Source organism: Bartonella sp. MR90HLJMH (assembly GCF_042194115.1).
In the GTDB taxonomy this organism is placed as follows: Bacteria; Pseudomonadota; Alphaproteobacteria; order Rhizobiales; family Rhizobiaceae; genus Bartonella; species Bartonella grahamii.
Genome location: NZ_JBHIMM010000008.1, coordinates 85,742 through 99,677, shown reverse-complemented (window position 1 = coordinate 99,677; position 13,936 = coordinate 85,742). Strand labels below are relative to the sequence as shown.

Here is a 13,936-nt window from a genome sequence, read left to right as displayed (position 1 = left end):
TTTTCAAATACTGATTTCCCAAATCACCATTTTTTTCGTGTTTCATGATCGTCTTACGATCAAGCAAAGCTGTTGCAGGACTTGCAACAATATTATTAAGAATGAGCTCTGCTGGATAAGGCTTATCAAATTTCATCACCACTGTTTTCTCATCAACAGCTTGCAACGCATCATCAACATTTTGTTCTGTAATTCCATATTCATTAAAAATTGCCGCATTACCCATCTTCAATTTGACAACCCGCCTCATACCCCAAACAAGATCATTGGCATTGGCTGGCTTGCCATTATTAAACTTCAAACCATCACGCAAATGAAAGGTAATCACCGTACTGTGATCATCACCTGAAACATCCCAATGAGTTGCTAAAGCGGGAACCATTTTAGCAGGATCATCTGTCGCAGTACTGACTAAGTTATCACAAACATTGCGAACAATTTCACTTCCATAAACATCCGTGAGCTGCGCAGGATCAAACGTACTGATTGCATCAAGATTCCAAGCCATCACAAGGGTATCAGCCGGTGTTTTTGCTGAAACCTGTTGTACAACTACTCCCAGTGCAATAAGAGCAGCAACAAGAGATCCGCTACTTTTCAATATTTTTCTTTTTAAGTTCATAGACTTTTCCTTTTAAAGTTTATTGTATAAATTCCCCACGCAACAAGAATGTGCAAAATAATAAAATTAGACAAACCATAGGCTCTGAGAGATAACGTTTTAGAACTTTCAAATAACATCACTTATCAACCACTCCTCCTGCCCATAGTCCCCCCCAATATGCACCGAAAAACAATCTAATATATGATGAATGACATAACCCATCACCAATTATTGATGATATTACAACGTCTACCATTGAAGGGTATAAGACAAAGATTTCTTCTCTCTTGTCGGACAAGTTTAGCTCTTCTTTACTCTAGCGTTTTTATGCCATCAAAGGACAATCCCCTGTTAGCTCAAAAACCTTAATAACAAAGAGCCTTCATAATAATTTGATATTTCAACAAAACAGAAAAATTTGCCCATCGCCCAACATCAACCACCTCTACCCCTTCTGCAAAAGGAATTTTGGATTTTTCCATAATTCCCCACTAAATAACAGCTTCTCATTATATCTTATTTCCAAATAAAAGGAGCACGGGCACCACAAACCTCTGACATTCCCTCACGCGTTCGTACATAACAAAACTTTTTTCAATACTGTATTTTAAATACCTTTGCTCCTTTAACAACACTCAATTCATTGCTTGATTTTTTCCAGAAAAAAATCTTTTCAATGACTAAGGTTGAAATACCTAAATATAATACCTATATAAGCATACCCTTATCAGAATAGATAGTCTTTTTTTAAGTAAACTGTCTTGAAATATTATTTCTATACACAACAACAATAAGTCGGTTACAAAATCTTCAACGAACAAAAACTCTCACCCTGACGCGGAATATCGAAACGTTATAAAATTTCTCTACAAATTCTCAGAAACAAAAGGATACCCCTTCATTTCATTAAATGAAGCGCCCTGAAAATATCGCGAAAATGCAATAAAATACGCGTATATTTCAAAAAACAGCACTGTTATTACACCAGTACTAAGGTAGTGAACTTAAAAAAGTAAGAAAAAATAAAAAATATTTTTCTTTTATGATAATAACATCGCTGTACTATGTTAATACAATAAAAAACACGATCTTCGAAAGTATATTAAAATGAACCGAAAGAAAAAATTGTTAAATTCTTCTCATGCGTTTCTTGGAGGAACATTAAACCGTGTTAGTCTAAAATTGCTTATCCTTTCATTCTTCATTGGCATCGTAATGAATTTTTTGGGATGGACACCTCGAAACCTCATACAAAGAATAGTAGATTTTTTTCAATCACTATGGGAAGCAGGATTTATAACGCTTACAAATTTCTTTCATATAACTATGACGGGAGCTATTATTGTTGTACCTATTTTTCTTATCTTACGAATTTTTCATAAAAAATAAAAGCCTTAACATTTTCCTTGTGCTAATCTTTTCGAAAAATCAAACGACATAAAAATCCTGTAGTAATAGCAATAATCACTGCAACAATACCATATAAAAAACGATACTTGTGCGCTGCATAAAAAATTGTATAAGCGATATGTGCTTTAACAATTTCAAGAGTCGTTGTTGCACTATCAATAAACTGTCCATCACGAAAAAGATAAGCACGAACTTTATAATGTCCAACAGGAATATTTGCTGGCAAACGAAAATGTGCTGTGAAAAGTGTGTCAGAACCAAAACGAACACCACCTACTTCCTCGTAATAAAGGCTTTTAGCTTTTTGCAATTTTATAAGTTCATCGCGAAAGCTTTGTATTTTTTTCTGATCTTGTTCATCCGTCTGTAATGGCAAATAGAGTAATCCTAACCCTAAGCGTTTATAATCTTCAATACTCGTAATATCGTCAATTTCACGTGTTGTGACCATAGAGTAAAAAAGAGGAACCTTTTTAAAAATAAGAGAATCTGTATTAACCCATACACCGGCATTGCGTTTTTTTTCTCGCATCACCATTGTCCGATCTTGTCCCTCCAAGCTTACAACAACATCATAACGGTTCTGTCGAGAATATAACGGATCAATATTTTCCAAAACACCAGCAATATAAAGATCACGACCAGCAAAATTTGCATCCACAGTAATCGTATTCGTTGTTACGATAATTTGGACAGTTTCGTGGTCAAGTTGATCAATGGATGTAGCTGGCGTCCCAACATGTGACCATGTAGAAAAAGAAATAAAATAAAAGAAACCTGCAATGATGTATAAAAAAAATAATCTACCCATTTTTATCTCATAAGAATATCCAGAGAGAAAAGATTATCAGGGCGTATAAATAATTGAAAAGCAAGACGCATACACACAATCAACACTAAACATGCAAGCGCCATACGCAGTTGTTCAGCCTTTAACTTCCGTCCAGCCCTTGTTCCATATTGCGCACCAATACTTCCTCCAAGCATTAACAAAAAAGCCAAGACAATATCAACGGACTGATTAGTCATACTTTGCAAAACTGTCGTGAAAGAAGACACAAATGTAATCTGAAAAAGTGAAGTCCCAATCACCACACTGGTTGGAACACGCAGAAGGTAAATCAATGCTGGTATCATAAAGAACCCCCCACCAATTCCCATAATAGAAGACAACAACCCCACAATGAGACCAATCCCTAAAACTGGAATAATGCTAACATATATCATAGATGTCCGAAAACGCATTTTTAAGGGTAAGCGATGAATCCAGTTATGTCGACCAGCAAGACGAATATTGGCTTTTCCTGCCTTACGCTTGCGCATCATATCATACCAACTTTCAACGATCATCAAGCTTCCTACACTTCCAAGAAGAATCACATAAAGAAGCGAAATCATTAAGTCTAATTGACCTAACTTTTTCAAAACAGAGAAAACCTGAATCCCGATTAAAGAACCACCCCCTCCTCCAATCGCCAAAAGAATACCAAGTTTAATATCGAGCGTACGTCTTCTAAAATGTGTAATTGCTCCTGTTACAGATGACGCAATCATCTGGTTAGCACCTGTTCCAACAGCAATAGCAGGAGGAATATTATAAAAAATCAATAATGGTGTGATGAGAAACCCACCACCGATTCCAAAAAGGCCTGAAAAAAAACCAGCAACGACTCCCATACCAATCAAGATCAGCATATTGAGTGACATTTCAGCAATTGGTAAATAAATACTCACTTACAGAACCTTCAAGATAATCTGAGGTTTTTTTAACAATTAGAGAATCCTTCTCCAATTATCCTCTTTTCCAATAATCTTTGTTGCGTGTTTAAAAGAATAATTCTAGTTGCTATAGCTTTCGTACAAACACGAATGCGCAATACATTTCACATCTATTAACATCAACATCATACAAATTAAAAAAAACGAGCTCCTTTTAAAAAGCTATAAAGACATAACGTTACCGCTACCACAAATACAACGGTTAAAAAACAAAGAACACTTTTTTTTACCAAATAAGATGAAAACGAGACATGTTCCCGAGACTGCGCCTTTAAAGAAGAAAAACCATTCTCACTGCAATGATTAGATACCTGAACACCCATCATACCCTTTTCTTCTATCACAGCACGCTTCACTACTCCCTTATCCTTTTTAAAAGAAGGTTTCAGAGCATCACTGGGCAAAGAACTTCTATTTTCTTGCTGCAACGTATTTTCAACATTTGTTTGGAGTGGAATTATACCGTTTTGTTTCGAAAAATTTTGCATCTTTTGAAAGAATAAACGTTCTTGATTTTCCTGACATTCCATATGAGCAAGTTTTTGTACAACAGAATCAGGTGATTTTGAACGAGATACCCGTCGTGTTACCGCTTCTTCTTCTAAGCTTTTTTTTTCACTCTGCAAACTTTTAACAATTGTTTTAATCTGCTCTAAAGACTCAAAAAGCTTTTTTTCTCTTTGACAACGTATATAATGCTCAGCCAAAATAGCTCGACTAATATCATCTAAGTAAGATTTAAAATGCTCTTCTACAGAACTCTGCTGCATCAAAGAACGGGGCGGATGCTTCATTTGCATTTGCGTATAAACGGTGCGTAATTTTTGAGCAATATCCGACATCGTTACTTCTACAGAAGTATCCATTCTTTCTTTCTGTTCAACAAAAGAAAAGAATTTACCATTCCTAACCTGATTGGTCGCCTGATCGATCGTATGACCCTTCGTATTCACAAACGCCTACCCCTCATTAATCTTTTTGAAAAGAATCGCAACAAATGATGAGATAGTGTGCTCTATTTTAGTAAATAGAGCTTTAAGAACTCCTAAAAACTTTTTTGTTAGAAATATTTTCCCCAATCTTTATCCAAAATATTTGTTTGAAAGACAGATCTTTAATTTTTCTGTCTTCAAGATTTGAAGAGCAAAATCATTCCCCCATTTTTATCTTTTTCACTTAATTTTTCATTGTATAAAGGACCTACTGCACCATCATAAACAAAGCATAAGAAACTAAAAAAGAATATTCTCACAAGACAGATTGATTTTTTTACTTTTTATTCAAGCAAATAAGGCAATTATAGCAATGCAAAAATATGAAGATTGAAAATAACGACGAGAAAGTACAAGTAAACGTAAAAAAGCTTATATGAAAGATAACACAGGCTATAAATGAGACTTCATTCTAAACAATTTGGTTTCTTATGAGTATTGCTATAAACTTGTGGTCATACAAACAAAGAGGATCATTATGAAGATAATTGTCGCTGTCAAACGTGTTGTTGATTATAACATCAAGATACGCGTCAAACCCGATAGTACAGGTGTTGATCTGTCTCACGTAAAAATGTCTATGAATCCTTTTGATGAGATAGCCGTGGAGGAGGCTATTCGCCAGAAAGAATCCGGTAAAATTTCAGAAGTTCTTCTTGTTTCAATTGGCCCAGAAGCAGCCCAAGAAACTCTACGAACAGGACTTGCAATGGGCGCTGATCGCGCACTTCTTGTCACAACGGATAAAACACTTGAACCCTTAGCAATTGCTAAGGTTCTCAAAGCTATTGTTGATGAAGAAAAACCCGATATGGTCTTTTTAGGAAAACAAGCAATTGATGATGATAGCAACCAAACAGGACAAATGCTCGCAGCTCTTCTTGGTTGGGGACAGGCAACTTTCGCTTCACATCTTAACATAGAAAATGGGCATGCGACAGTTACTCGTGAAGTTGATAATGGAACACAAACTCTTTGTCTTCCCCTTCCCATGGTTATGACTGCCGATCTACGGCTCAATGAACCGCGTTACACCTCTCTCCCCAATATCATGAAAGCAAAAAAGAAAATCATTGAGCAAAAATCTCTTGCTGATCTTGGCATCGATACGGAAGCACGCTTAACAATTTTAAGCGTTGAAGAGCCAAAACCCCGTCAATCCGGTATTAAAGTGGCGAATGTAGTAGAGCTTGTCAGTGCGCTAAAACAAAAGAACTGCATTTAATATTCTCACCACTAGAGTAAAAGCAACACTCACATAAAAGGGCAAAAACTTATGGCAATTCTTTTATTAGCTGATCATAATACAGAAGAAACAGCAAAAGCGCTCACCGCTGCACGCGCACTCAGTAATGATATCGATATTCTGGTTTGCGGAGAAAAAATTCAAACGATAGCGGAAAATAGTGCTAAACTTAATAGTGTGCGGCAGGTTCTTATTGCAAAAGCAGACTATTTAGCCCATCAACTTGCCGAGCCTATGGCAGATACAATTCTCACGTTAGCAAATGATTATGATGTGATCATGGCTGCATCCAGCAGCACTGGAAAAAATGTGATGCCACGCGTAGCAGCCCTTCTTGATCTTATGCAAATTTCAGATATTACCGCCATTCTTTCACCCGATACCTTCAAACGACCCATTTATGCAGGCAATGTACTTGAAACTGTCCGTACCAATGATCATAAAAAAATTATAACAGTTCGCACAGCTTCTTTCACACCAACGCCTTCCCAAAATAATTCTGCTCCCATTAAAATAATAACACCAGCTCCCAATCCAAATCTTTCTTCTTTCGTAAAAGAAGAAACCAACAAAATTGATCGTCCTGATCTTACCTCTGCACGTGTTATTATATCAGGCGGGCGTGGTCTTGGTTCTCAAGAACAATTTATGGCACTTCTTCTTCCCCTTGCAAACAAATTAGATGCCGCTTTAGGTGCCAGCCGCGCAGCAGTTGATGCAGGCTACGCTCCCAATGACTGGCAAATTGGACAAACAGGAAAAGTCGTTGCCCCTGAACTCTATATCGCCGTTGGCATTTCCGGTGCAATCCAGCATTTAGCCGGTATAATGGATGCACAAATTATTGTTGCCATTAATAAAGATGAAGAAGCTCCCATCATGCAAATTGCCGATTACACCCTTGTAGGTGATCTCCACCAAATTATTCCAGAATTAGAGAAAGCTTTATAAGTTATGAATGCATTTCCGCATGACCAACGTGAAAGTATGGAGTTTGACATAGTCATTGTCGGAGCAGGACCTGCAGGGCTTTCTGCCGCAATTCGCTTTAAACAAATTAATCCTGAGCTTTCTGTTACAATTGTTGAAAAAGGGACCGAAGTTGGTGCACATATTCTCTCGGGCGCAGTTGTTGACCCCATTGGTATCGATACACTCTTACCAGAATGGAGAAATGACAACGACCATCCCTTCACAACCCCTGTCACCCAGGACCAATTTTTTTTTCTAAAGCCTCAAAAAGCGACACTATTGCCCAATATTTTGCATCCCAGAATCTTATCAAATAACGGATGTTATATCGTTTCGCTTGGGAGCGTCTGCCGCTGGCTAAGCAAAAAAGCTGAAGCGTTGGGTGTTGAAATCTATCCTGGTTTTGCAGCAACAGAGCCCATTATCCAAAAAGATAACGGAGCTATCATTGGTGTTCTCACCGGTGATATGGGGCTTAACAAAGATGGAACCCCTGGAAAAAATTATATGCCTGGTATGGCATTATTGGCAAAATATACTCTGATTGCGGAAGGAGCACGCGGCTCAATTGCAAAACAACTGATAAAACATTTCAACCTTAGCAAAAATCGTGAACCACAAAAATTTGGTCTTGGACTCAAAGAGCTCTGGGAAATTGATCCCCATAAACACCAACGCGGTTTAGTGCAACATTTCACTGGTTGGCCCTTAGACAATAATACCGGTGGTGGTGGCTTTCTTTATCACCAAGAAAACAATGTCATTTCTGTCGGTTTTGTTGTGCACTTAGATTACAAAAATCCTTATCTTTCTCCTTTTGAAGAATTTCAACGTTTTAAAACACATCCAAAACTCTATGAAATCTTCAAAGGTGCAAAACGTCTTTCCTATGGTGCACGTGTTATCAGCGAAGGAGGTTGGCAATCTGTACCAAAACTCACCTTTCCTGGTGGAGCACTTATTGGCTGCTCTGCTGGCTTTGTCAATGTTCCTCGTATCAAAGGCTCACACAATGCCATCTTATCTGGCATATTAGCTGCCGATAAAATCGCTACCGCTCTCGCGCAAGGACGTGCCCATGATGAGGTCAAAGAAATCGAAGAACAGTGGCGAAAAGGTCCCATTGGCAAAGATCTTTATAAAGTGCGAAATGCCAAACCGCTCTGGGCACAATATGGGACAAAATATGGAATTAAACTTGCCGGTTTTGATATGTGGTGGCAACAGCTGTTCGGATTTTCCTTATTTAAAACACTCCCCCACAAAAAGGAAGATTATGAATATCTTGAACCAGCAAAAAAATTTCAACCTATTGCTTACCCAAAACCAGATGGTGTTGTAACCTTTGATCGCCTTTCAAGTGTTGCCCTTTCCAATACGCACCATGAAGAAAATCAACCTTGCCATTTAAAAATAGCCTCATTAAGAAAACAAAAAGACTCCGAATATGCAATCTATGGGGCACCTTCCACACACTATTGCCCCGCCGCTGTCTACGAGTGGCTAGAGTATAATGATCATCTGACTTATATTATCAACGCTTCAAATTGCATACATTGTAAAACATGCGATATCAAAGATCCGAACCAAAATATCACTTGGACCTGTCCGCAAGGCAATGAGGGCCCCTTCTATCCCAATATGTAATGCCCCAATGTATAATCATTGTTCATTCTCCTAAAATTGAAATATACAATTAGCCTTAAACGTTTCTAAGGTACTTATTATACTGTTAAAGCTGTAGAGAATATGAAAAAATGAAATATTTTTCTGATAAGGGCTTATATTTGATCAATAACAATACAATTAGCTGTTTATGTTTCAAAACAGGCTGTTTACATTTGCTCAGAAAAACAGTTTGGATATCAATAGAATATTTGAAAGATAGGCGTTATGGAAATAGTCTAAAAAGCTTAGCTTTTAAAAGAGCACAGCCAAGCGTGAGATGGTGGCATAGGTAAAATTGTTTTTTGGTTCTCGAAGGAAAAACTTTATAGAAAATCGTGGAGCTGATAGAATATTGGTTACATCTGGAATTTGTTTTACTAAAAAAGATAACGCGGATCAAAATAGATAATAATGTTAGATTAAGACGTTAAATATGAGATTATCTTATTGTAGTGTAATCGATTATTCGAGTAAGGTAAGCCTTTATAATGATAAAAAAATGCGCTGATAAAAATGAGCCCAAATGGCTTATGGGTATGGATAAAACTCTTGTGGTGAGGGAAATTTGATGAAAAGAAAAGAGCATGTGTGAAAAAGCATATTTTATAGGTGCGCATGCTTATTCTGCACCCGTTATAGAATCAGGGCTTTATCTTGTGGCAACGCCTATCGGAAATCTTGCAGATATTACGCTTCGTGCTTTGCAAGTGCTTGCAAGAATTGATATTTTAGCGTGTGAGGATACACGGGTAACACGTATTTTGTTGGAACGTTACGGTATTCAAAAAAAAACTTTTCTCTATCATGAATATAATGCGCAAAAAGCGGGTCCGAAGCTCTTAGCGGCTTTAGCAGAAAACAAAACAGTAGCGCTTGTTTCAGATGCGGGAACACCACTTATTTCTGATCCCGGATTTCGATTGGTGGAAGAAGCCCGTAAAGCTGGTCATAAAATTATTCCTATTCCTGGAGCATCCGCTCTTTTAGCCGCTCTTATACCGACAGGGCTTCCTACTGATAGCTTTTTTTTTGCAGGTTTTTTGAGTGCACGCAAGCTACAGCGCAGAAAACGGTTGGAACAATTAAAAGAGATTCCAGCAACTTTAATTTTTTATGAATCACCGCATCGTCTTGTTGAAACTTTACAGGATATGGTCACTCTTTTTTCGGCTGATCGACCTGCTGCCATTTGTCGTGAATTAACAAAGAAGTTTGAAACAGTAGATGTTTCCAATTTAGGGAATTTGTTGGAAAATTACAGAAAACAAGCACATATTCGTGGGGAAATTGTTGTGCTTGTTGGAGAATCATCCTCTTCTTTAAATGTAATAAGTGATCAAGAAATTGATGAAATGCTATTAGAACGCGCGCAGACACATTCTGCTGCTCAAGCAGCAGCTTTGGTTGCAAAAGAGACCGGTTTTAAAAAGCAGGAACTTTTTCAGCGGTTAGTTTTTTTAAAAAATGCGTAAGATGATACAAAAAAAACGCAGACAAAAGTCTTTTTATCGAGGGATCCGTGCAGAAAAATTGGCAGCTTGGTGGCTACGTTGTAAAGGGTTTCACATTGCCGAAATGCGTTTTAAAACAAAATGTGGGGAAATTGATTTAATTGCACGACGTGGAAATCTTGTGTTAATTGTTGAAGTTAAAGCACGTTCAACGTTGGCTGAAGCAATGGAAGCGGTTTCCCGAATGAATGAAAAGCGAATTGAGGCAGCAGCCGATATTTGGCTCGCACGGCAAAAAGATTATGCCCTTTTATCTGTACGCTTTGATTTGATTGCAATTTTACCTTGGCGTTGGCCACAGCATATCCCTGCATTTTTTACATCTAATCAATAAGAGGCAGCCCCCATTTTAACCATACTCAATAAAAAACATTTCGTTTTTATGTGCATATGCGTTAAAAAGTGTGTAACCGTTTGAGCGCTATAAGGAGTGAAATATGGATGATTATGAAAAGTTTGCAACAGGTTTACTCATTGTTTTTGGAGCGCTGATTATTGGTGGTTTAATGGCAATGCATATTGTACTTATGAATAAACCAGGTTTTTTATTTGCATTAGCCGCAGCTGTTGTTGGTTGGTTTTCTGCTTTTGCCGTTCTCTTTGACAAACCAAAAATCTATTTGGGCTTGATTATTCTTGCTATGATATGTGTTGCCTCTTCAATTAGCGCTTATGTTAGTTAAAACACCTGAAATGTTGATTGAGATTCCTTTTAAAATATAAAACTGAGAAATAGAAATGAAACTTGGCTTTTTGGGAACGGGTACAATCAGTGCTTCAATGGTGAATGGACTCATGACAAGCACCTTTGATGTTTCTTCCATTATTGTTTCACCTCGCAATGCACAAACAGCAGAGCGCCTTTCAAACACTTATGATAAAGTTATAATTGCTGAAAATAACCAAGCGTTGCTCGATATTAGTGATTGTGTTTTTCTTTGCTTGCCCAACCAAATTGCAGAAGGCGTTTTGCGCTCTCTTCATTTTCGTCCAGAACAGCTGGTTATTTCCGTACTTGCTATGGCAAAAGCAGCAGAAATAGAAGAGTGGATTAATCATAAAGTTTATCGTGCTGTTCCATTACCTTTTGTTGCAGAATGCAAAAATTTGACACCAGTCTATCCCGATCATCCCTTTTTACGCACTTTATTTGATGCATTGGGGGGCACATTGGTGCTGGATAAGGAAGAGCAATTTAATCTTTTTATGACAGCTGGTTCTCTGATGGGAGTATATTTTAATTTTATAGAAACAGCCCATCAGTGGTTTATAACACAGGGGTTAAAAAAACAGCAATCAGCAGAATTCCTTACCATGATGTTTGGAAATCTTACGGATGAAATGCGTAAAATTATAGCAACGAATCGTTCTGCATTTCTCGATTTTGCACTGCTTGAAAAAGAGTTTTCAACAAAGGGTGGAACAAATGAATTTTTGTCAAATTACTTTTCTCATCAAGGGGGAAGGAATGCTTTAACAACGGCTCTTGAGGCTACTTTGCAAAAAATGAATGCTTCTAAAAAGACTTGACCAACATTTTTTTATCATCTCAATAAGAAAGAGCTAAATGTTGAAGATTTATATCAAGAAAACTCATATCGAAAAATGCTTTTTACACCTGAAAAAGATACCATCTTATGAAAAGAATTGATTTTTAAAATATTTTTTACAACCTTTTACAATTTTTCTAAATTATTTTTATTTTCTGTCTTCTTCTTTTATCCTCAATACCAATATTTTTTTCTACCTCATGGCTCTATCTCTTCTAATTTGGGTCCCCTTCAGGTTATCCAAACGCATGAATAATTTTTTGTTTATTTAACCTATATACTCCACTCACACATTAAAACCTCCCCTTACAAAGAAGCAACTATTTTTACGTCTTCCATGATTGTGTTTTAATAAACTTTCTCAAACAAATATCCATTTAAAAGAGTTGATTTTTTATTTGATCAACAATTTTACGATACAGTTTAGTATGCTCTTTACTAGGCTTAGCAACAAAAATAGGGATCCCCTCATCTGAAGAAAATCGTAAAGCTGCATCAAGCGGTATTTCCGCTAAGAAAGGGACTTCTCGACGTTCCGCTTCTGCCCGTGCACCACCATAGCCAAAAATATCATAGCGTTTTCCCGTATCAGGAGCGATAAAATAACTCATATTCTCAATAATTCCTAAAATAGGAACATTGACTTTCATGAACATTTCTATTGCTTTACGCGCATCCACTAAAGCAAGATCTTGGGGCGTAGAGACAACTAACGCACCTGTTAATTGTACCTGTTGTGCAAGCGTTAGTTGTGCATCCCCTGTACCGGGCGGCATATCAACGACTAAAACGTCCAGAGGTCCCCATAAAACGTCTCGTAACAATTGCGTTACCGCTGCCATAACCATAGGACCACGCCATACTACCGGCTTTTCTTCCTCAACCAAAAATCCCAGCGACATCAATTTAAGTCCGAATTTTTCAAGAGGTTGAATCTTTTTTTCTCCAATGAGCTGTGGTTTTTGATTAACAAGTCCTGTCAAACGCGGCAAAGATGGACCATAAATATCAGCATCCATCACCCCCGTCTTGAAACCAGAATCTTGTAAAGCTAAGGCGATATTTATTGCCATCGTAGATTTTCCGACCCCTCCTTTTCCAGAAGCAACAGCAATCACATGCCGCACACCTTCTATGGGCATTTTGATAGGTAAGAGATTTGCTCTCCGTCTAGGTGCTGCCTTTGTTGTTTTTTCTGCTGTAAGTGTGATAACAACAGATTCCACTCCCTCCAAAGCACATACCATCTTTTCAGCAGAACGACGCAATGATTCCCATTCTTGCACACCTCCATCAGGAACTGTAATGGAAAAAAAAACCTTACCATCAGCAATCAATATTTCTGAAAGAAGCCCCAACGACACAATATCACTTTCAAGATCTGGTCCTTTGATTTTACGTAATACGTTGCGGACAGCCTCACTTGTAATAGAATCCACGTTCTTTCCTCTCTATAAAAATACCAGCAAATATAAGCATAAGAACGAAAAATACTTACAGGTTCATCACCTGATAATTTTCTACTTTACTCAAAATTATAAAGTATAAATTACTTATATCTTTTCTCTTTAAAAATATGAAACCATCCTTAAATAAAGAATCTCAAACATAAAATCTGCTATAAAATCCTATCAATCGTGTTTGTCTACAACCACTTTAATGAATGTTCTGATAAAAATTTTGTAAAAACAAAAACTGAAAAAAATTTTAATATTAAAGGATACTTTAAATTGAGTATACAATAATCAGTCACACTTTCTTTAATTCTTTAACGCCCTAGTCATTTATTTTCTATAGACTCAATCGTTATTTCTGACACTCTTACAGTATCGTAAAAAAAGTATCACAGACAATTATAAGGTGTTTTGTATTCTTTCAAGAGCGAGAAAAACAATCTAAGAGAAAAACAATCTAAGATTGACTTTTTTTATATTTTTCCTTATGGGTTAACAGCCGTATGATAGGATAAAATCGTTCATCTCGCGCATAACTGCTCATAAAACGAAGATTAAGAAGGGCCGCACTCCGCGGTATTTAAATAAATGAAACGTACTTACCAACCCTCTAAACTTGTCCGTAAACGCCGCCATGGGTTTCGTGCACGCATGGCTACAGCTGGAGGACGTAAAGTTATTGCTGCAAGACGTGCTCGTGGACGTAAGCGGCTCTCTGCTTAACCATTTAAATTTTCACAACCGTTGAGG

The 13,936-nt window shown here is 37.3% G+C and carries 14 protein-coding genes; 9 read left to right on the top strand and 5 right to left on the bottom strand.

Features of this window, described 5'->3' with window-relative positions:
* Nucleotides 1-622, bottom strand: a 622-nt coding sequence (locus tag ACFIJ9_RS06910) for an ABC transporter substrate-binding protein (protein WP_375636338.1), incomplete at its 3' end; no start/stop codon positions are given.
* Nucleotides 623-1,711: 1,089 nt separating this feature from the next.
* Here ACFIJ9_RS06910 and ACFIJ9_RS06905 point away from each other — a divergent pair.
* The gene (locus ACFIJ9_RS06905; protein WP_375636337.1) at nt 1,712-1,993 is read left to right on the top strand and encodes a DUF6460 domain-containing protein; all 282 of its coding nucleotides are present in this window, start codon (nt 1,712-1,714) and stop codon (nt 1,991-1,993) included.
* Between the two features lie 22 nt (nt 1,994-2,015).
* Here ACFIJ9_RS06905 and ACFIJ9_RS06900 read toward each other — a convergent pair whose 3' ends face one another.
* The 3 genes from ACFIJ9_RS06900 to ACFIJ9_RS06890 form a co-directional block, all read right to left on the bottom strand.
* Nucleotides 2,016-2,825 (bottom strand): TIGR02186 family protein, encoded by an 810-nt coding sequence (locus ACFIJ9_RS06900; RefSeq protein ID WP_375636335.1) that lies wholly within the window; start codon nt 2,823-2,825, stop codon nt 2,016-2,018.
* A 2-nt stretch (nt 2,826-2,827) separates the two neighbouring features.
* A complete protein-coding gene (locus ACFIJ9_RS06895; protein WP_015856288.1) occupies nt 2,828-3,748 on the bottom strand; it encodes a sulfite exporter TauE/SafE family protein in 921 nt (306 codons plus the stop codon).
* 179 nt (nt 3,749-3,927) lie between these two features.
* The gene (locus tag ACFIJ9_RS06890) at nt 3,928-4,746 is read right to left on the bottom strand and encodes a hypothetical protein (protein WP_375636332.1); all 819 of its coding nucleotides are present in this window, start codon (nt 4,744-4,746) and stop codon (nt 3,928-3,930) included.
* 517 nt (nt 4,747-5,263) lie between these two features.
* Between ACFIJ9_RS06890 and ACFIJ9_RS06885 the strand changes: the two genes are divergently transcribed.
* The 7 genes from ACFIJ9_RS06885 (at nt 5,264) to ACFIJ9_RS06855 (ending at nt 11,712) form a co-directional block, all read left to right on the top strand.
* Nucleotides 5,264-6,010, top strand: a complete 747-nt coding sequence (locus ACFIJ9_RS06885) for an electron transfer flavoprotein subunit beta/FixA family protein (protein ID WP_375636331.1) — start codon at nt 5,264-5,266, stop codon at nt 6,008-6,010.
* 51 nt (nt 6,011-6,061) lie between these two features.
* Entirely contained in the window at nt 6,062-6,982 is a 921-nt protein-coding gene (locus ACFIJ9_RS06880; protein ID WP_375636330.1) for an electron transfer flavoprotein subunit alpha/FixB family protein, read from the top strand.
* A 3-nt stretch (nt 6,983-6,985) separates the two neighbouring features.
* Entirely contained in the window at nt 6,986-8,650 is a 1,665-nt protein-coding gene (locus ACFIJ9_RS06875) for a 4Fe-4S dicluster domain-containing protein (protein WP_375636328.1), read from the top strand.
* A 605-nt stretch (nt 8,651-9,255) separates the two neighbouring features.
* Nucleotides 9,256-10,143 carry a 16S rRNA (cytidine(1402)-2'-O)-methyltransferase gene (gene rsmI / locus ACFIJ9_RS06870; protein WP_375636326.1) on the top strand — a complete coding sequence of 296 codons (888 nt, stop codon included), beginning with the start codon at nt 9,256-9,258 and terminating at the stop codon, nt 10,141-10,143.
* A 4-nt stretch (nt 10,144-10,147) separates the two neighbouring features.
* Nucleotides 10,148-10,516 carry a YraN family protein gene (locus ACFIJ9_RS06865; protein WP_375636343.1) on the top strand — a complete coding sequence of 123 codons (369 nt, stop codon included), beginning with the start codon at nt 10,148-10,150 and terminating at the stop codon, nt 10,514-10,516.
* Between the two features lie 103 nt (nt 10,517-10,619).
* A complete protein-coding gene (locus ACFIJ9_RS06860) occupies nt 10,620-10,865 on the top strand; it encodes a hypothetical protein (RefSeq protein ID WP_015856281.1) in 246 nt (81 codons plus the stop codon).
* A gap of 55 nt (nt 10,866-10,920) precedes the next feature.
* Nucleotides 10,921-11,712, top strand: a complete 792-nt coding sequence (locus ACFIJ9_RS06855) for a pyrroline-5-carboxylate reductase (protein ID WP_375636324.1) — start codon at nt 10,921-10,923, stop codon at nt 11,710-11,712.
* A 397-nt stretch (nt 11,713-12,109) separates the two neighbouring features.
* Here ACFIJ9_RS06855 and ACFIJ9_RS06850 read toward each other — a convergent pair whose 3' ends face one another.
* The gene (locus ACFIJ9_RS06850) at nt 12,110-13,171 is read right to left on the bottom strand and encodes an Mrp/NBP35 family ATP-binding protein (protein ID WP_375636322.1); all 1,062 of its coding nucleotides are present in this window, start codon (nt 13,169-13,171) and stop codon (nt 12,110-12,112) included.
* A 603-nt stretch (nt 13,172-13,774) separates the two neighbouring features.
* Here ACFIJ9_RS06850 and rpmH point away from each other — a divergent pair.
* On the top strand, nt 13,775-13,909 hold the full coding sequence (gene rpmH / locus ACFIJ9_RS06845) for a 50S ribosomal protein L34 (protein ID WP_005864709.1): 135 nt from the start codon (nt 13,775-13,777) through the stop codon (nt 13,907-13,909).
* Nucleotides 13,910-13,936 lie beyond the last annotated feature (27 nt).

Bases quoted from the DNA above. Each gene is read 5' to 3' on its own strand.
- ACFIJ9_RS06905 (WP_375636337.1), top strand. From the start codon at position 1,712: ATGAACCGAAAGAAAAAATTGTTAAATTCTTCTCATGCGTTTCTTGGA.
- ACFIJ9_RS06900 (WP_375636335.1), bottom strand. From the start codon at position 2,825: ATGGGTAGATTATTTTTTTTATACATCATTGCAGGTTTCTTTTATTTT.
- ACFIJ9_RS06885 (WP_375636331.1), top strand. From the start codon at position 5,264: ATGAAGATAATTGTCGCTGTCAAACGTGTTGTTGATTATAACATCAAG.
- ACFIJ9_RS06880 (WP_375636330.1), top strand. From the start codon at position 6,062: ATGGCAATTCTTTTATTAGCTGATCATAATACAGAAGAAACAGCAAAA.
- ACFIJ9_RS06875 (WP_375636328.1), top strand. From the start codon at position 6,986: ATGAATGCATTTCCGCATGACCAACGTGAAAGTATGGAGTTTGACATA.
- rsmI (WP_375636326.1), top strand. From the start codon at position 9,256: ATGTGTGAAAAAGCATATTTTATAGGTGCGCATGCTTATTCTGCACCC.
- ACFIJ9_RS06860 (WP_015856281.1), top strand. From the start codon at position 10,620: ATGGATGATTATGAAAAGTTTGCAACAGGTTTACTCATTGTTTTTGGA.
- ACFIJ9_RS06855 (WP_375636324.1), top strand. From the start codon at position 10,921: ATGAAACTTGGCTTTTTGGGAACGGGTACAATCAGTGCTTCAATGGTG.
- rpmH (WP_005864709.1), top strand. From the start codon at position 13,775: ATGAAACGTACTTACCAACCCTCTAAACTTGTCCGTAAACGCCGCCAT.